The sequence below is a fragment of the Bacillus sp. 1NLA3E genome (genome assembly GCF_000242895.2).
In the GTDB taxonomy this organism is placed as follows: domain Bacteria; phylum Bacillota; class Bacilli; order Bacillales; family Cytobacillaceae; genus Bacillus_BU.
On sequence record NC_021171.1, the window covers coordinates 1,804,621 to 1,823,094 of the forward strand.

Here is an 18,474-nt window from a genome sequence, read left to right on the forward strand (position 1 = left end):
TGATTGGAGTGGAAGGCGTGAGACTCCTGCGGGAGTAGCGGGACAGGTAAGACCCCGCAGGCGCTTTAGCGCCGAGGAGGCTCACCGCCCGCCCCTAAGGTTCGCGAAGCGCCTGGAACGGAAATCAACATTCTAGATTAACAGAGCCTTTAATAAAAGGAGATGTAAAGGTGAATGATCTTCAAACAATCATTGAACAGGTCGAAGAGCGGAGCGATGAGTTAATTGGTTTATTGGAGAAATTAATTTCCTTTAAAACACCAGCACCTCCAGCCAGAAATACAAAGGATGCCCAAATGTTTGTGGCTGACTATTTAAAGGAATTAGGATTTGAAATTGATATGTGGGATCTTTATCCTAATGATCCCAATGTTGTTGGATTGCTTACAGGGACGGATTCAGCCCATTACAAAAGCTTGATAATAAATGGACATATCGATGTGGCAGAAGTCAGTGAGGATGAAAAATGGGAAGGGGATCCTTTTACCGCGATAGTAAAAGACGATGTTGTTATAGGTCGTGGTGCAGCAGACATGAAGGGAGGACTTGCTGGGGCTTTATTTGCGATTAAATTGCTTCGTGAATTCGGAGTTGAGTTGCCTGGGAATTTACTATTTCAGTCGGTTATCGGTGAAGAAGTTGGAGAAGCAGGAACTCTGCAGTGTTGTAAACGTGGTTATACAGCTGATTTTGCCGTAGTCGTCGATACCAGTGACTTACATATTCAAGGGCAAGGTGGAGTCATTACCGGTTGGATTACGATTAAAAGCAATCAAACCCATCATGATGCTACAAGAAGAAACATGATTCATTCCGGCGGTGGATTATTTGCAGCGAGCGCCATTGAAAAAATGGTGAAAGTAATCCAAGGACTTCAGGATTTGGAACGCCATTGGGCAATAACGAAAAGTTATCCGGGTTACTTACCTGGAACCAATACGATTAATCCTGCTGTTATTGAGGGTGGAAGACATGCGGCCTTTATTGCGGACGAATGCCGACTGTGGATTACCGTCCATTATTATCCGAATGAAGGCTTTGAACAGGTTGCCAAGGAGATTGAGGACCACATCATCAATGTCGCGAAGGGGGATCCATGGTTAAGAGAAAACTTGCCAGTGTTTGAGTGGGGTGGAACGTCTATGATTGTGGACCGTGGTGAAATTTTCCCATCACTTGAAGTTGATCCAACCCATCCAGGAGTTCAGATCCTTTCTCAATCACATCGACATGTTACTGACAGAAGCCCAATTATCGATGTTTCACCGACAGTTACTGATGGAGGGTGGCTTGGAAATACAGGAATTCCATCCGCCATTTACGGACCAGGTGATCTGCATAATGCCCATTCTATTAATGAACAGGTTACTATAGATCAATTACTAGAATTTACGAAAGTCATGGTCAAGTTTATATATCAATGGTGCCATACAGAAGGAGTGACATCAGGTGCTATTTAGTGAGAGGATTTACGAAAAAACACAGCCAATATGGAGGAAAAATCATGCTCATCCCTTCGTGCAAGGAATGGGAGCCGGATCGCTTGATCCAAAGAAATTTCGATTTTATATGATACAAGACTATCTATACTTAATCGATTATGCAAAATTATTTGCCTTAGGAGCTGTAAAGGCAACGGACATCGAAACAATGGGGAAATTTGCTAGATTACTAGATTCAACCCTAAACGAAGAAATGTCTTTACACAGAAAATATGCTGAAAAATTTCAAATCAGTCAGGAAGAACTTGAACGAGCAAAGCCTTCCCCAATCACTTTAGCCTATACACATTATATGCTTCACATCGCGCAAAACGGGACTCTTGCTGAGCTTGTTTCTGCTTTGCTACCGTGTATGTGGAGTTATTGGGAGATCGGGAAAGAATTAAGTTTGATGCCAGGCGCGACCGACCACGATTTATATGGGGAATGGATTAAAATGTACGGTTCAGAAGAATTTGGAGAGCTTGCCCAGTGGTGTATTGATTTGTTCAATGAGCTGACCTTAGGAAAGCATGAAGCTGAACTACAGAAATTAGAAGAAATATTTCTTAACACCACTCGTTATGAATATATGTTTTGGGATATGGCTTTAAATGAAGAAATGTGGCCGACAGATGAGTAAAGTAACGGTTGAGTTCGAAAATGTTTCATTTTTTTATAAAAACAAGGGGGCGGCAGCTTCTATTTTGAAGGAATTTAACCTTCAAGTGTTTGAACGGGAATTTGTTAGTATTATTGGACCAAGTGGCTCTGGGAAAAGTACTCTGTTTCGATTAATTACCGGTCTTGAACAACCAAGTAATGGTGAAATATTGATTAATGGAACAGCCCATGAATCGCGACTAGGTCATGTTGGGTACATGCCACAGCAGGACTTACTTATGCCATGGAGAACAATTATCGAGAATGCCGCTTTGCCACTTGAGTTAAAAGGTATGAAAAAAGAAGTGGCCCATCAGAAAGTGCTCGAGCTTTTGGAAGAATTCGGGTTAAGGGGAGTCGAGCACCAATACCCTAGTGATTTATCAGGAGGAATGAAACAGAGAGTTTCCTTCTTACGAACGATTTTAAGTGGGTCCAATGTCTTACTGTTAGACGAACCGTTCAGCGCTCTTGATGCAATCACTCGACTATCGATGCAGGAATGGTTGCTCATGCAATGGGAGAAACGGAAAAAAACGGTTTTGTTTGTCACTCATGATGTCGACGAAGCCTTATTTTTGTCAGACCGAATCTTTGTTTTTACTAATAATCCTGTTACCAAGCTACAAGAGGTGAAGGTTCCGTTAAGGCGGCCAAGGGTAATGAGGGACCTTAATAACCCAGAAGTGATGATTCTAAAAGAACATTTAATTGATCAGCTTCGAATGAAGGTGGAACGATGAAGAAGTGGAAGGATTATTTTCCATCATCCATGCTGGTGCTGTGTTTATTAACCATTTGGGAGGTCGGTGCGCGTTGGGTTAATATGCCATTTATCATACCGGCACCGACGGGTATTACACTTAAGCTGTGGGAGTTGAAAGAGACCTTATTCTTAAAGCATCTTCCTGCCACTTTTTTGATTATTTTAATCGGACTTGCCATCTCGATCATATTGGGTGTGGGGCTGGCGGTTTGGATGCATTCTAGCAAAATAGCAGAAAGAGCACTTTATCCAATCATTATCGTGTCCCAAACGATCCCGACTATCGCCCTTGCACCGATTTTCGTCTTGTGGTTTGGATATTCGATTTGGAGCAAGGTAGTCGTGACAATTTTAATTACCTTTTTCCCGATTACGGTGAATACGTTTGATGGTTTGCGTTCAAGCAGTAGAGATTTAAAAGAATTAATGCTGACGATGGGAGCGAAGAAAAAGGATCTCTTTCTAAAATTAGATGTTCCGTCTGCCCTACCATTCTTTTATTCAGGTTTGAAAGTAGCCTTTCCATTAAGTGTCATTGGAGCAGCAATTGGGGAATGGCTAGGGGCGCAAGCAGGTTTAGGTTATTTTAGCAGAAGGATGATGACACAGTTTGATGGAGCGGGAGTGTTTGCTCCAATCGTCCTTCTCTCAGGTCTTGGAATTGTTTTATTTTTACTAGTAAGTGTATTTGAAAAAAGAGCATTTAAATGGAGGAAATCACAATGAAAAAATGGATCGCATCAAGCGTTTGCTTAATGTTGGTACTTATGATGGCAGCTTGTGGAGCAACAAAACAAAATGGAGCGGAAGAAAAAGGAAATAATAAGGAAAAGAAGTTGGCTGATGTTAATGTGATGTTAGATTGGTATCCTAATGCCGTACATAGTTTTTTATATGTTGCACAAGAAAAGGGTTATTTTAAAGAGGAAGGGGTCAATGTTCATATCAAGTATCCAGCCAATCCCACTGATCCTCTTAATCTAGCTGCAGCTGGTAAAATTGACGTTGGGTTTTATTATCAACCTGATGTGATCATGGCTCGTGCCAATGAAAATGTGCCAGTTAAATCGATTGGAGCTATCGTCCGTTCTCCGCTTAATCATGTTGTCTTTTTAGATGAGCAGCCAATTAAATCACCAAAGGACTTGGAAGGAAAAACGGTTGGATATCCAGGGATTCCGTTAAATGAGGCGCTATTGAAGACAATGGTTGAAAAAGATGGCGGGGATTCAAGTAAAGTGAAACTAGTTGATGTCGGCTTTGATTTAGTGTCTTCAGTTGCTAGCAAAAAATCAGATGCAGTAATCGGTGCCTATATTAATCATGAAGTGCCGGTTTTAAAAGACAAAGGGTATAATGTTCGTTATTTTAACCCAACTGATTACGGTGTTCCGAACTATTATGAATTAGTGGCGGTTACAGGTGATCAGACTTGGAAAAAAGATCAGGATTCCATTAAAGCTTTCTGGCGTGCTGCAACAAAAGGGTATGAATTTATGAAGAATAACCCTGATGAAGCTCTGCAGATCTTGCTTAAAAATCAGGATGAAGCAAATTATCCGCTTGACGAAAAGGTAGAGAAAGAAAGTATCAAGGTCTTATTACCAAAAATGGAGTCGGAGGCAGGTTTTGGCAGTCAAACGGAAAAGTCATGGCAGGAAACCGCTAATTGGCTTAAAAAATCTGGTCTTATCAAGAAATCACCTGCAGTTGATGATATGTTTGTAAACATCAATAATTAATACTAGAAAAAAACAAAAGCAGTTTCCTTGATAATAATAGGAGACTGCTTTTTGTTCTATTATTTTATTTCATATATTCAAATGGTAAGTATAGAAAGTTTATTTTCTGCATATTCATCCACTAGGGAACACAACTAGGGGGAAGTTATACGATGGATGATCGAATGTTCAGAACGGCAATGGGGAAATTTGCAACAGGAGTGACGGTTATTACGACAGAAGTGGATGGAGCTGTGTTTGGCATGACCGTAAATGCGTTCATGTCTGTCTCGCTTAATCCAAGGTTGGTTGCTATTTCAATTGGTGAGAGAGCTCATATGCTTGAAAAAATTAAAATGAGCAAGAAGTACGCAGTGAATATTTTGTTTGAAGATCAGAAAGAATTATCGATGATCTTTGCTGGACAAATGAGAGATAAAAGAGAGGTAACCTTTAATACTTTAAACGGTTTTCCTGTGTTACCAGGGGCTTTGGCACAAATAACTTGTGAAGTTGTGAATGAGCATATCGAAGGTGATCACACTCTTTTTATTGGCAAGGTGATAGACATTCATCTTGAAGAACATGAACCACTGCTTTTCTTTAATGGGCAATATCGATGAATGTTAGGGAGGATTACTGGTAGTAAGGTATCGAGACTTTTGCGATGATTAAGCAATAGTCTCTTTTTTTTTGGAGGGAAGAGAAGCAACGGGGTGACCAAAAAAAGAAAAAGAGAGCTTCTTCGGTCACTCCAAAGAATTGGAGTGACCAAAAAGGGAAAAAGAGAGCTTCTTCGGTCACTCCAGAGGATTGGAGTGACCAAAAAGAAAAAAAGAGAGCTTCTTCGGTCACTCCAGAGAATTGGAGTGACCAAAAAGGGGAAAAGAGAGCTACTTCGGTCACTCCAGAGGATTGGAGTGACCAAAAAGAAAAAAAGAGAGCTACTTCGGTCACTCCAGAGAATTGGAGTGACCAAAAAAGAAAAAAGAGAGCTACTTCGGTCACTCCAGAGAATTGGAGTGACCAAAAAGGAAAAAAGAGAGCTCCCCCGGTCACTCCAGAGAGTTGGCGGAGTGATTGAAATAGGAGGAAAAATGAAATCGAAAACTCGTATTACTCTTCGTTTTTATTCTTTTCTGAATGGGTGGGGTGTGCACCAGGATACTGTCTTGGCAGGTCTTGGTGCAAGTTTCGGTTTTCGTAAGTGAAGTTGCTGTAAAATTGCTGACCTTCTTGCCACGGTGTATTTTTGTTTTCAACAGGTTCATCTTGGCCTACTGGTGATCCATAAGGTCCTTCTGGGAATTCTTCAGCAGTTAAAAAGTTCTTTTGCTTTTCGACATTTGAAAAATTGCTATATTCCTCTTTTTTAGCCACATTAACACCTCCGATTACTGCTTCTTGGATTTAATTGTTAGGAAGGAAGAAATTTTTTTGTTAATATAGGCTTATCTTTCCTTTAGTGTTTGATGATTATGTAAGCGGAATAATTCCATCAGAATATATATTAAAAATTTTTTGAAAGATGTGATTAACAGTGTGTTTAATTCTATTTGCCTATCGAGTCCATCCAAAATACAAACTAATCATTGCTGCTAATCGTGATGAGTTTTATGAAAGACCTACCGCTCCCGCTCATTTTTGGGAGGATCATCCGCAGATTCTCGCGGGCCGTGACTTAAAACAAATGGGAACGTGGATGGGCGTAACAAAAGAGGGAAGCTTTGCCGCGTTAACCAATTACCGTGACCCGAAAGAATTAACAGATGGGAAACGATCGCGCGGAGAGTTAGTCGGTGATTTTTTAAAAAACTCATTGCATCCTAAGACATATATGGAAAAAGTGGCCAATCATCGAGATTTGTATCCAGGCTACAACCTTTTAGCAGGGGATGCTAAAGACCTATATTACTATTCAAATATAGGAAATGAATTGAAGCGGATTGATTCAGGCATCTACGGAGTCAGCAATCATCTTCTAAACACTGAATGGCCCAAGGTAAAAAGAGGTAAGGAAGGTTTGGAAAAAATTGTAAAGGGGAACAGAAACGATCTAGAAGAGCAGCTTTTCACAATACTTCAAAACGCAAATCCTGCTCCTGACGATGCACTCCCAAAAACAGGTGTTTCTTTAGAATGGGAAAGAGTTCTTTCCCCGATGTTTATAAAAAGTGACGGCTACGGAACGAGAAGTTCAACGGTTTTATTAATGACCGATGAAGAAATACACTTTACGGAAAGGGTATATACCCTGGATGGAATGAGTGAAAATATTTTTCATATCAATTTTTGAACATGAAAAAACAACCGCTAATCTTGAGCGGTTGTTTATGTTAGAAAAGTAATTATTTTAAGAAAGCTGGAGTGCTTCATCATACTCTGCTGTTAAATTATCGATGATAGTTTGTACAGGGAGAATGTCATGGATTTCGGTTACTCTAGCACCTGCGAAAACTAGTCCGTTTTCCACGTCCCCTTCCATTGATGTAATCAATGAATCACGAGTGCAGAAACGGTAGGAACAGCTTTTTAGACAATCAGTGCATTTTTTAACTCTCACCTTTTTATTGTCGCTAATCGCATCAGTAAACTGATTGATTAAGGCACGCCCTTGGTAACCGACTGTTGTTTTAACTAGAACGATATCCTCTTCACAAGCATCAACGTATCGTTGCTTGAAAGACATCGGTGCATCACATTCAACAGAAGCAACAAAACGTGTACCCATTTGCACACCGGAAGCACCCATATCAAGAGCTTTCTTAATATCCGCGCCTGTCAAAATACCGCCTGCAGCAATAACCGGAATCGAAACGGCCTCTACTACTTCAGGAAGAATGTCAAACATTGGACGGTCAGTACCAAGGTGTCCGCCAGCTTCAAAGCCTTCAACCACAACGGCAGCAGCCCCAAGTCGTTCAGAAATTCTTGCAAGTTTTCCTGAAGAAACAATGGAAAGGACCGGAACCCCAGCTTCTCTTCCCCAAGCATACATATCTCGTGAAATTCCCGCACCGGAAATGATAAAATCAACTTTTTCTTCTATGGCAGCTTTCATTTTTTCAGCAAAATCATTCATAGCAAATAGGACGTTAACACCAATATACCCAGCGTCCTTAACAAGAGCCTTTGCACGTCTAATATGGTCGCGCATTTCATCAACTGAAATTCCAGTACCAGAAATGATGCCAATTCCACCTGCATTTGCTACTGCAGAAGCTAGTCCACTCAATGAAATTCCAATCCCCATTCCGCCTTGAATGATAGGAACTTTCGGCATCATATGTCCGATTTTTAGTTGTGGAAAATTCAACTTAATACCCCTTTTCAAAAAATAATGATAATACTCTTTTGAATGTTAACACGATATTCAAAAAATGTATGTGACTTTTCTGTGACTTTTATTACCAGGTCATAAAATCTGGTAATATAAAGTATTATACCATAAAAATTATCTTAACTCTTTTTATCGATAAATAAATTTCCATCACTTTGAATCTCTGCATAAAAAACATCTTGTATTCTTACTCCAGCCTGATTCAATTGTTTTTCCAACCAGCTGCTTGTTAAATTTAGGTTTGTTAAATTTTCACCAACCACTTTGCCTTCCAGAATGATTTCTGTAGGGATATATAGTGGTGTAATCGTAGTTACATTTAAATCTTTATTGGTTACATTCTGTTTCTCCATTTTCTTCAAAACAGACAATTGTCCATTTGGCTCTAATACGGCATAGTCTACATCTTGAGTGGAGAAAATGTTTTCTTCACGTAGCAGCATTCGAAGATCTTCCATGGTTAATCGGATATCAGCCATTGCCCGTTCAAGGATTTCTCCATTTTTAATAACAACGGTAGGTTGTCCATTCAATAGGATCCGAGCTTTGGGTGACTTTAATGTAAGGTAACTTACTAAGAGGATTAGGGATGTCCAAGTGAATAAACTAATCAAACCGTCAAAAAAATCAATGCTCGCATCTATCGTGATTGTAGCAGCAACTGCACCAATCGTGATTCCTGTAATATAGTTGAAAAATGTCAATTCACTCACTTGTTTTTTTCCCATCAGCCGGGTTAAAAATAATAACACCACAAAAGAAGCAAATACTCTTACGATTACTTCGATCGGCTCCATGCCTTATTGCCTCCAATCTGTTTGATTAGCAGCCAAATAATAAGCCAATGTTATTATGCCAAATCTTTGGAATAATTATCTTGTTTTTGATGAAAGAAAAGGTAAGCAAATTAGTAAAATTCACTAAAGTTTGCTTACCTTTGTTTTATATGGAATGATCATAGCTTGTCCGGCGACTTATTTGAAAACGCTTCCGTGTTTCTTCTATTTAAATTGCTCTAACTGGTAGAAGAAATCTTTAACAAACTCAAAAAATACTTTTTCGGAAGGGGCAAGCTCACGCCTTTTTGGGACGATCAAACCAACAGTGCGCCTTACTTGCGGGATATCAATTGGTATTTTTACAGTAAAACGAGGTGTAGTTTCATAAAATGTACTTTCTGGTAGCAAGGTCACGCCCATCCCAGCTGAGACAAGACCTTTAATTGCATCCAAGTCTTCACCGACTGAAGAAACTTTAGGGGTAAAGCCAGCATGTTTGCAAGCATCAATGACAATTCGGTGTAAAATCATTCCTTCTGGAAATAACACAAATTCATCACTGCGTAAATCACTGAGACGCAAGCTCTTGTGTCCAGCAAGCGGATGGTTCGCTGGTAGGAGCGCTGAAATATTTTCGGTAAATAAAATATGTCCTTCTATGTCTGCGTCATTCGTTGGGACAGGTCCAAGAAAGGCTAAGTCAATCAGCCTGTTTTTGACGGCATCGATTAAAAATTTATAGGAACCTTGTCGTAATTGAAAGGCGACATTAGCGTATCGATCTTTAAAAGCAGAAATGACAGTTGGTAATAGGTGACTTGCTAGACTCGTAGGGAAACCGATTCTGATTGTACCTCGTTCTGGGTCGAGGTATTCATCGATTTGTTGTTTAGCAAAATCAATCGCTTTGAGTGCGGTTTCTGAATGCTCCAAAAATAATTTCCCAACTGGAGTAAGTTTTACATTTCGTCCAGCCTTTTCAAATAATTGTACGCCTAACTCATCTTCGAGGTTGGCGATTTGTCTACTAATCGCAGATTGAGCCACATGTAGATGTTGAGCCGCATCTGATACATGTTCACGCTTTGCAACTTCATGAAAATAACGCAATTGTCTTAGTTCCATCCCGGAGCACCCTTTTCATTCATCTCAAAAAGAGATTATTTCTATCTAAATTATATATTGTTTATATTAATTTTTAAAGTTAGTATAGTTTTATGAATTTTTAAACGGATAAAGAAAATGAAACGGGGGAGAAAAAATGGCTTTTAATCAAATACCAACAGCTCAAGGTCTCTACCGTCCAGAATTTGAACATGATGCCTGCGGAATCGGTTTATATGCTAATTTAAAGGGAAAACCAACGCATGAAATTGTCCAAAAAGGACTTCAGATGCTTTGTCAGCTTGACCATCGTGGCGGACAAGGTAGTGATCCGCTAACAGGTGACGGCGCTGGTATCATGGTTCAAATTCCAGATGCTTTTTTCAAAAAAGAGTGTCAAGAGATGAATTTGCCTGAAAAAGGACGCTATGGTGTAGGAATGATCTTTTTTTCGAATGATGATCAGTCACGGGACGAGATTGAAGCTCGTTTAAATACACTTATAGCTAATGAAGGGCAAACTCTTCTGGGATGGAGAACTGTGCCTGTAAATGTCGGAAAACTTGGAATAGTTGCAAAAGAAAGTCAACCTCATGTTCGTCAAGTGTTTATCGGGGCAAATGAAAACTTACAAGATGAACTAGCTTTTGAACGGAAATTATATGTGATTCGTAAACAAGCAGAACGATTTGCGCAAGAAAGGGAGCAACGCTTCTATTTTGCCAGTCTTTCATCAAATACGATTGTTTATAAAGGATTACTAACACCGAACCAAGTGGATGAGTTTTATGTTGATTTGCAGGATGATTCTTTTGTTTCGGCATTTGCTTTAGTGCATTCCCGCTTTAGCACGAACACTTTCCCGAGTTGGGAACGTGCACATCCAAACCGTTACTTAATTCACAATGGTGAAATCAACACGTTACGCGGAAACATTAACTGGATGAAGGCTCGTGAGCAACAGTTTGTATCAGATGCATTTGGAGATGATTTACAAAAGGTACTTCCAGTTCTTGATACAGATGGTAGTGACTCGTCTATTTTAGACAATGCATTTGAGTTTTTTGTATTAGCAGGACGCACGCCAGCCCATACAGCGATGATGTTGATTCCTGAGCCATGGACAGAAAACCCGCACATTTCGCTTGAGAAAAAGGCTTTTTATGAATATCATAGCTCATTAATGGAGCCGTGGGATGGACCAACAGCCATTTCATTTACGAACGGAAAACAAATTGGGGCAATCCTTGACCGCAACGGTCTTCGTCCTGCCCGTTATTATGTAACAAAAGATGATTACATTATTTTTTCTTCAGAAGTCGGCGTCATTGATGTCGATCCTGAAAATGTTTTATACAAAGACCGATTAAGCCCAGGGAAAATGTTGTTAATTGATTTGGAAGAAGGCCGAATTATTTCTGATGAGGAAATTAAGTCGGAAATGGCCAGTGCACAGCCCTATCAACAATGGCTTGATAATAAACTTTTAAAATTAAACGATTTGACTGTAGAAGATGATACAGAAATAATGTCTGATTTGCGTTTGCGTAAAAAGGTGTTTGGTTATACGCACGAAGATATTCAAAAATATTTAATCCCTGTTGTAGCCGAAGGGAAGGATCCACTTGGATCAATGGGAAATGATACACCACTTGCAGTGTTGTCAGACAGACCACAATCTTTGTTTAACTATTTTAAGCAATCTTTTGCTCAAGTAACGAATCCTCCAATTGATTCACTTCGTGAGCATATCGTTACCTCAACAATGACACTACTTGGTGCTGAAGGTAATTTACTTAACCCGAGTGAAGATAATGCACATCGGATTCAGCTTGATACTTTTGTTTTATCCAATCAAGAACTTTCACAATTAAAGACAGGTCTTAACCCGGATTTCACTAGCCGGACATTAGACATTTTGTTTACAAATGATCTTGAAAGTAAACTTGCGTTGCTTTGTCAACAAGCCGATCAAGCAATTGCCGACGGAGTCAGCCTGCTTATCCTATCTGACCGCCAGATGAACGAAACAGAAGTTGTCATTCCAGTTCTTCTTGCAGCAAGTGCGATTCATCAACATCTTGTTCACCAGGGTAGTCGTACAAATGTCAGCATCATTGTGGAAACAGGAGAGACAAGAGAAGTGCACCATTTCGCTGCACTACTTGGTTTTGGTGTTGATGCCATTAACCCATATCTTGCTTTTGAAGTTTATAAAAAAGCCGTGTTGGATGGTGTTTTAAAAGGAAGCTATCAGCAAGCGGTAAGCAAATATATTCAAGCTGTAACAGAAGGCGTTGTAAAAGTCATGTCCAAAATGGGGATTTCTACGGTACAAAGCTATCGTGGTGCCCAAATTTTTGAAGCTGTTGGAATTGGTGCAACATTGATTGATTGTTATTTTAGTGGAACAGCATCCCAGCTTGGTGGCATAGGTTTAGATGTCGTGGCAAAAGAAGCTGTCGATCGTCACAAAGCGGCATTTGCAGACTCCATTGATGAAACGTTAGATTCAGGAAGTGATTTCCAATGGAGAAAAAATGGCGAACACCATGCTTTCAATCCGAAAACAATTCACACCTTACAAATGTCAACACGTAAAAATGATTACGAATTATACAAACAATACTCTGAAGCCGCAAATGAAGAACGTATAGGCTTTTTGCGAAATTTGTTTTCTTTTGATGAAAATCGTCAAGCAATCTCGATTGATGAAGTGGAATCTGTCGAATCAATCGTCCGCCGTTTTAAAACGGGTGCAATGTCCTTTGGTTCTTTGAGCCAAGAGGCCCACGAAGCATTGGCGATTGCCATGAATCGTTTAGGTGCAAAAAGTAATAGCGGTGAGGGTGGAGAAAATCCTGCACGTTACCTTCGTGATGAGAATGGCGATTTCCGTCGCAGTGCGATTAAACAGATTGCTTCTGGCCGTTTTGGGGTAAAAAGTCATTATCTTGTTAATGCAGATGAACTCCAAATTAAAATGGCTCAAGGAGCAAAACCAGGTGAGGGCGGTCAGTTACCAGGTAATAAGGTGTATCCGTGGGTTGCCGATGTACGGGGTTCAACACCAGGTGTAGGATTGATTTCACCTCCTCCACATCATGATATTTACTCGATTGAAGATTTGGCTCAGCTTATTCACGATATGAAAAATGCCAATCGTGATGCAAGAATCAGCGTTAAACTTGTTTCAAAAGCAGGGGTTGGAACGATCGCAGCTGGCGTAGCGAAGGGTTCGGCTGATGTAATTGTAATTAGTGGGTATGACGGTGGAACTGGTGCCTCACCAAAAACGAGTATTAAGCATACAGGGCTTCCATGGGAGCTAGGGTTAGCAGAGGCCCACCAAACATTGATGTTAAATGGCTTACGTAGTCGTGTCGTACTTGAAACAGACGGGAAGCTCATGACTGGACGAGACGTGGTTATGGCAGCATTACTTGGTGCTGAAGAATTTGGATTTGCCACTGCACCTTTAGTTGTCCTTGGCTGTGTGATGATGCGTGCTTGCCATTTGGATACATGTCCAGTTGGGGTAGCCACGCAAAACCCAGAGTTACGTCGGAAGTTTGACGGAGATCCGGACTATATTGTGAACTACTTTATGTTTGTTGCCCAAGAAGTTCGTGAAATGATGGCCGAATTAGGCTTCCGAAATGTCGAAGAAATGGTTGGTCGCACAGATGTTCTTCAAGTAAGCGAACGTGCCCAAAATCATTGGAAAACAAAGTTTTTAGATTTAACGGCATTGCTTCATCAGCCTGAAGGTAAGCGTACGTTTAGCACTCCGCAAAATCACAAGATTGAGCAGTCGCTAGATATCCAAAAGCTGTTGCCTGCAGTACAACCGGCATTGGAAAATAAGACCAAAGTAGATGAAAGCTTTGTCATTAAAAATATAAATCGTGTAGTTGGGACAATTGTGGGAAGTGAAGTTTCGAAAAAATATGGTGAAGAAGGACTTCCGGAAGATACCATTACCCTTCGTTTTACGGGATCTGCTGGTCAAAGTTTTGGTGCATTTATTCCAAAGGGAATGACTATGACCTTAACTGGGGATGCCAACGATTATGTGGGTAAGGGTCTATCAGGTGGAAAGATCATAGTATCTGTTCCAACAGAGGAGGCAATTGGGTCAGCTGAAAACGTGATTGTCGGGAATGTGGCTTTATATGGAGCATCCGGTGGGGAGGCTTATATAAACGGTCGGGCAGGTGAACGGTTCTGTGTACGGAACAGCGGTGCCATTGCAGTTGTTGAAGGTATTGGTGATCATGGCTGTGAATACATGACGGGCGGAAGAGTGGTTGTTTTAGGTGATATTGGCAAAAACTTTGCAGCGGGAATGTCCGGTGGAATTGCTTACTTGCTTTGTAATGAACATGAAGAAGAGGCTAAAGCACTGTGCAATCAAGAAATGATTGAGTTTGAAACTCTTTCTAAACAAGATGAGGTTGCTGAAGTGAAGGAAATGGTTCGGAAGCATCAACAATATACTGGTAGCCCGAATGCTGCCTACGTACTGAACCACTGGGATGATTTTGTACAAAAATTCGTAAAAGTGATTCCAAAAGACTTCAAACGGATGATGGACCAAATCGAGAAGAAAAAAGAAGAAGGTTTATCGGATGACCAGGCAGTTATGAGCGCATTTGAAGCAAACGTAAAGGGACAAAAAGAATCCTCTTCAATAAATCTAAAGCAAGAGGCTATCGCTAAATAAGGAAGGAGTGAGGAATATGGGAAAAGCAACTGGTTTCATGGAATATGTTCGTGAAGAGGCAAAGGAACGGAATCCTCATTTACGGTTAAATGACTGGAAAGAATATTCTACTCCTTTCACTGATGAAACATTAACTAGACAAGGTGCCCGCTGTATGGATTGCGGGACTCCTTTCTGTCACATGGGAATGGAGCTAAATGGTTTTACATCTGGTTGTCCAATTAACAATTTAATTCCGGAGTGGAATGATCTCGTGTTTCGTGGCAGATGGCAGGAAGCGTTGGACCGGCTATTAAAGACCAATAATTTTCCTGAATTTACAGGTCGAGTTTGTCCTGCTCCTTGTGAAGGCTCTTGTACGGTAACCCTTTCCAATGATCCAGCCGTGGCAATCAAAAACATTGAACGGGCGATTATCGATAAAGGGTTTGAAGAGGGCTGGATTCAACCGAGAATTCCTACTGTGCGTACGGGTAAAAAGGTAGCTATAATTGGGTCAGGACCGGCAGGTTTAGCAGCTGCAGACCAATTAAACCAAGCTGGACATAGCGTAACCGTGTATGAACGTGATGATCGTCCAGGCGGATTACTCATGTATGGAATTCCAAATATGAAACTTGAAAAAGATGTCGTTACTCGCCGGGTGAATTTACTGACAGAAGAAGGAGTTTCCTTCGTAACGAATACCGAAGTTGGCAAAGACATTTCAGCATCTGATCTTACTGCTCAGTACGATTCTGTCATCATTGCAATTGGCGCCCAAAAACAGCGGGACCTTATCTTGGAAGGCCGCGAAGCAGAAGGTATTCATTTTGCAATGGATTATTTGACGAAATCCACAAAGAGTTTATTAGATTCTAATTTTGCAGATGGTCAGTTTATCGATGCTGAAGGTAAAGACGTCATTGTAATCGGGGGCGGTGATACAGGAGCGGACTGCATGGCTACTGCACTTCGTCAAAAATGTAATAGTGTTGTGCAGTTTGGAAAGCATCCAAAACTTCCGGGCTCTCGTGATGCCGACAATATGTGGCCAGAACAACCGCAGGTATTTACGATTGACTACGCACATAAGGAAGCAGAGGCGAAGTTTGGTGGGGATCCACGCCAATATTGCATTCTGACGAAAAAAATCGTTGCCGATGAACAAGGACATGTGAAAGAATTACACACTATTTCAATGGAAAAAACAGTTGGAGAGAACGGTGAAGCTGTTTTCACAGAAATTCCAGGAACGGAAAAGGTGTGGCCGGCACAGTTGGTGTTAATAGCGATTGGTTTTGAAGGCCCAGAGCCGGGTGTTATTTCACAGTTTGAAGTGGAAACAGAAAATCGCAAGGTTAAAGCAGAATACGGCAAATACACAACGAATATCGAAGGTGTATTTGCCGCAGGGGATGTAAGAAGAGGGCAAAGTTTAATTGTTTGGGCAATCAACGAAGGTCGTGAAGTGGCTCGCGAAGTGGACCGTTATTTGATGGGAAGCTCGAATTTGCCTTAACATAGGGGTATATATAATGAATGAAGGGCCTCAAAATTGGGGCCCTTCAATTGTTTTTCTAACTGTGTTAAAGCTTAATGTTGATTTTTTGCACAATGTTGATTGGAGTGGAAGGCGCGAAGACTCCTGCGGGAGCAGCGGGACAGGTGAGACCCCGCAGGCGCTTAAGCGCCGAGGAGGCTCACCGCCCGCCCCGCGGAAAGCGAAGCGCCTGGAACGGAAATCAACATTCTCTTTTAACAGAGCCTTTTGATAAAAATATAGTTATATCACCCTTGAACCCCAAAGAAAAGTACGGTATGACCATGATTCATAAACAGAATAAATTTGGACATCTTTATTTGCATTCAGATTGCTGATATAATATCCATTCCCCATGTAGATTCCCACATGTGTGACTCTGCCACTTGAACCAAAGAACATCAAATCGCCCTTTCTAAGTTCCTTGAATGTAACTGGTTTGCCAACTTTAGATTGTTGGACACTTGTTCGAGGCAGTGTGATTCCATATCGTTTATAAATTGCTTGCGTCCATGAGCTACAATCAGAAACCCATGGTGCTTTTGCAGGATCAGCACCTAACACATATTGCGTTTTTCCCTGTGTACTTACCGCATAGTCAATAATTAATTCTGCCTTGTTGTACCATGTGTTAATGTGTTGACCTGGAATCAGATTGTTTGGAGCTTTAATTTGCGGGTTCAATTGAATGATCCGACTTAATGTGATTCCATACTTTTTGGCAATTCCGTACATGGTATCACCAGGCTTAACCGTATAAGCAAAAGAACTTAATGGCATGGTGAAGCAAAACACAACGGTTAGCAGCAAAATGAATTTTTTCATTTTTCCCCTCATTATCCTCAAGATTAAATGTATTTCAACATTCATTGATATTTTTATCAAAAAAGGATCATTAATAAGAGGGAATATTTTACTTTCCTTTGAACTGAATAGACTATTTTTCCATAATGCCACATAAACATAGTTCAGGACTTGCTGTTCAAGTTCTTTGGGTACATAAAAGCGTTAGGAGAAAGTGATTTAACTGATGAAAAAAAAGAGTATCCTTTTACTATTTTGTGAGGGAGATGGGAATTTGAAGAAAAAATCCTGGTTGCTAGTTGGATTTTCAATCATGTTAATATTGCTATTAGCTTCTTGTGATGGGAAAGATGACCCATCCTCAAGGCCAAACAATTTTCAAGAACCTGCAAAAGAAACAGCTGGGGGAAATTATGCTCTAGGGGAAATAAAAGAGATTACAGTCAATGCCGCTAACTATAAATTTGCTCCCAATGAAATCCATGTTAATCAAGGGGATACAGTCGAACTCAGCTTAGAAAATTCGGCAGGTGGGCATGGAATGGAAATAGCAGAATTTGGTGTAAGACTAACCAGTGATGGAACTGCTGAATTCGTTGCTGACAAAAAGGGAACCTTTACCTTTTCTTGTTTGGTGCCTTGTGGAGTTGGACATAAAAAGATGACAGGGAAAATAATAGTTGAGTAATCATTTTCCGAAAGTCGAGCATATCGTCTCGAAAGTCGAGCTTTTATTCAAATAAAGGGTTATATGTTGAATATCTAATAAAAAAGAAACATTTTAGCGTTTTTCTGTACCGATGATGATTGTGTTTATTACTTTTTTATTTCAGGTGCAATTTCTAATACGAATTCAGTCACTAATTGCAATTTTGCACTTCAAAACAGTACCCAGTAGGCGGTTCCCCGCCTTTTTTTTCAAAAAGAAATTAAATGACTTCACCTTCGGCGACATTTTTTGTGACAATAGATCCTGCGCGAATGACCGCGCCTTTGCCAATTTTGATACTTTCCATAATGACAGCATTTGGTCCGATCACAACATCATCCTCAATGATCACAGGTGAAGCACTAGGGGAGGAGATGACTCCTTTTATCACAACACCAGCACCAATATGACATCTTTTTCCGATTGTAGCACCGCCGCCAATCACAGCATTCATATCGACCAATGTTCTCTCTCCAATATGGGCACCTATATTTATACAGGCTCCCATCATGATAACGGCATCGTCCTCAATCGTGACTCCTGCGCGAATAAATGCCCCTGGCTCAATTCGTGCGTTTAAATTTTTCGTGTCTAGTAAATCAATTATCGAATTCCTGCGGTCGTTCTCAATATAATAATCCTTTATCAGATTGGGATGATGTTCAATCGCTGGTTTAATGTCATCCCAATTACCAATAACAATACCGCCATCACCCAAAAGGATGATTTTACTTTCTTCTCCAAAATCAATATCAGCAAGTTCACCTTGAATATAAGCCTTGACCAAAGTCTTTTTTTTAGCAGTTTTCAATAAATCATGAATACTGTTATTGTCCATAATAGCCTCCAATTGTATTAC

General features: G+C 40.5%; 16 protein-coding genes. 10 read left to right on the forward strand and 6 right to left on the reverse strand.

All coding sequences use genetic code 11. The features are described from left to right. The first annotated feature begins 170 nt into the window (after window positions 1-170). The 6 genes from B1NLA3E_RS08695 to B1NLA3E_RS08720 all read left to right on the forward strand — a co-directional run bounded on the left by B1NLA3E_RS08695 (window position 171) and on the right by B1NLA3E_RS08720 (window position 5,254). Window positions 171-1,460, forward strand: coding sequence for an acetylornithine deacetylase (locus B1NLA3E_RS08695; RefSeq protein ID WP_015593470.1), 1,290 nt, complete (start codon window positions 171-173; stop codon window positions 1,458-1,460). Further along, the gene (gene tenA, locus B1NLA3E_RS08700) at window positions 1,450-2,124 is read left to right on the forward strand and encodes a thiaminase II (RefSeq protein ID WP_015593471.1); all 675 of its coding nucleotides are present in this window, start codon (window positions 1,450-1,452) and stop codon (window positions 2,122-2,124) included. The genes B1NLA3E_RS08695 and tenA overlap by 11 nt, the downstream gene beginning before the upstream one ends. Continuing rightward, the gene (locus B1NLA3E_RS08705; protein WP_015593472.1) at window positions 2,117-2,887 is read left to right on the forward strand and encodes an ABC transporter ATP-binding protein; all 771 of its coding nucleotides are present in this window, start codon (window positions 2,117-2,119) and stop codon (window positions 2,885-2,887) included. The genes tenA and B1NLA3E_RS08705 overlap by 8 nt, the downstream gene beginning before the upstream one ends. Further along, window positions 2,884-3,636, forward strand: a complete 753-nt coding sequence (locus B1NLA3E_RS08710; protein ID WP_015593473.1) for an ABC transporter permease — start codon at window positions 2,884-2,886, stop codon at window positions 3,634-3,636. The genes B1NLA3E_RS08705 and B1NLA3E_RS08710 overlap by 4 nt, the downstream gene beginning before the upstream one ends. After that, window positions 3,633-4,652 carry an ABC transporter substrate-binding protein gene (locus B1NLA3E_RS08715; protein ID WP_015593474.1) on the forward strand — a complete coding sequence of 340 codons (1,020 nt, stop codon included), beginning with the start codon at window positions 3,633-3,635 and terminating at the stop codon, window positions 4,650-4,652. Before B1NLA3E_RS08710 ends, B1NLA3E_RS08715 begins: the two co-directional genes overlap by 4 nt. Window positions 4,653-4,804: 152 nt before the next feature. Further along, on the forward strand, window positions 4,805-5,254 hold the full coding sequence (locus B1NLA3E_RS08720; protein WP_015593475.1) for a flavin reductase family protein: 450 nt from the start codon (window positions 4,805-4,807) through the stop codon (window positions 5,252-5,254). Window positions 5,255-5,747: 493 nt separating this feature from the next. On the opposite strand, the gene B1NLA3E_RS23790 is transcribed toward B1NLA3E_RS08720, so the two are convergent. Beyond that, complete coding sequence (locus tag B1NLA3E_RS23790) at window positions 5,748-6,011, reverse strand: hypothetical protein (protein ID WP_083935067.1); 264 nt, start codon at window positions 6,009-6,011, stop codon at window positions 5,748-5,750. A 160-nt stretch (window positions 6,012-6,171) separates the two neighbouring features. On the opposite strand from B1NLA3E_RS23790, the gene B1NLA3E_RS08730 reads away from it, so the two are divergent. Next, on the forward strand, window positions 6,172-6,927 hold the full coding sequence (locus tag B1NLA3E_RS08730; protein WP_015593477.1) for an NRDE family protein: 756 nt from the start codon (window positions 6,172-6,174) through the stop codon (window positions 6,925-6,927). A gap of 57 nt (window positions 6,928-6,984) precedes the next feature. On the opposite strand, the gene B1NLA3E_RS08735 is transcribed toward B1NLA3E_RS08730, so the two are convergent. From B1NLA3E_RS08735 to B1NLA3E_RS08745, 3 genes are all read right to left on the reverse strand, one after another. After that, window positions 6,985-7,965: an NAD(P)H-dependent flavin oxidoreductase gene (locus B1NLA3E_RS08735; RefSeq protein ID WP_015593478.1), complete on the reverse strand. Its 981-nt coding sequence runs from the start codon at window positions 7,963-7,965 to the stop codon at window positions 6,985-6,987. 125 nt (window positions 7,966-8,090) lie between these two features. Further along, window positions 8,091-8,768 carry a DUF421 domain-containing protein gene (locus tag B1NLA3E_RS08740; protein WP_015593479.1) on the reverse strand — a complete coding sequence of 226 codons (678 nt, stop codon included), beginning with the start codon at window positions 8,766-8,768 and terminating at the stop codon, window positions 8,091-8,093. Between the two features lie 204 nt (window positions 8,769-8,972). Continuing rightward, on the reverse strand, window positions 8,973-9,875 hold the full coding sequence (locus B1NLA3E_RS08745) for a LysR family transcriptional regulator (protein WP_015593480.1): 903 nt from the start codon (window positions 9,873-9,875) through the stop codon (window positions 8,973-8,975). 136 nt (window positions 9,876-10,011) lie between these two features. Between B1NLA3E_RS08745 and gltB the strand changes: the two genes are divergently transcribed. Both gltB and gltD read left to right on the forward strand, forming a co-directional pair. Continuing rightward, complete coding sequence (gene gltB / locus B1NLA3E_RS08750; RefSeq protein WP_015593481.1) at window positions 10,012-14,580, forward strand: glutamate synthase large subunit; 4,569 nt, start codon at window positions 10,012-10,014, stop codon at window positions 14,578-14,580. Window positions 14,581-14,596: 16 nt separating this feature from the next. Beyond that, window positions 14,597-16,081 (forward strand): glutamate synthase small subunit, encoded by a 1,485-nt coding sequence (gene gltD / locus B1NLA3E_RS08755; RefSeq protein WP_015593482.1) that lies wholly within the window; start codon window positions 14,597-14,599, stop codon window positions 16,079-16,081. Between the two features lie 264 nt (window positions 16,082-16,345). Here the strand turns inward: gltD and B1NLA3E_RS08765 are convergent, their stop codons facing one another. After that, window positions 16,346-16,927: a C40 family peptidase gene (locus B1NLA3E_RS08765; protein WP_051120135.1), complete on the reverse strand. Its 582-nt coding sequence runs from the start codon at window positions 16,925-16,927 to the stop codon at window positions 16,346-16,348. 253 nt (window positions 16,928-17,180) lie between these two features. Here B1NLA3E_RS08765 and B1NLA3E_RS08770 point away from each other — a divergent pair, with 253 nt between their 5' ends. Further along, window positions 17,181-17,594, forward strand: a complete 414-nt coding sequence (locus tag B1NLA3E_RS08770) for a cupredoxin domain-containing protein (RefSeq protein WP_041580983.1) — start codon at window positions 17,181-17,183, stop codon at window positions 17,592-17,594. A 241-nt stretch (window positions 17,595-17,835) separates the two neighbouring features. Here the strand turns inward: B1NLA3E_RS08770 and dapD are convergent, their stop codons facing one another. Beyond that, the gene (gene dapD / locus B1NLA3E_RS08775) at window positions 17,836-18,453 is read right to left on the reverse strand and encodes a 2,3,4,5-tetrahydropyridine-2,6-dicarboxylate N-acetyltransferase (RefSeq protein WP_015593485.1); all 618 of its coding nucleotides are present in this window, start codon (window positions 18,451-18,453) and stop codon (window positions 17,836-17,838) included. Between the last annotated feature and the right edge of the window lie 21 nt (window positions 18,454-18,474).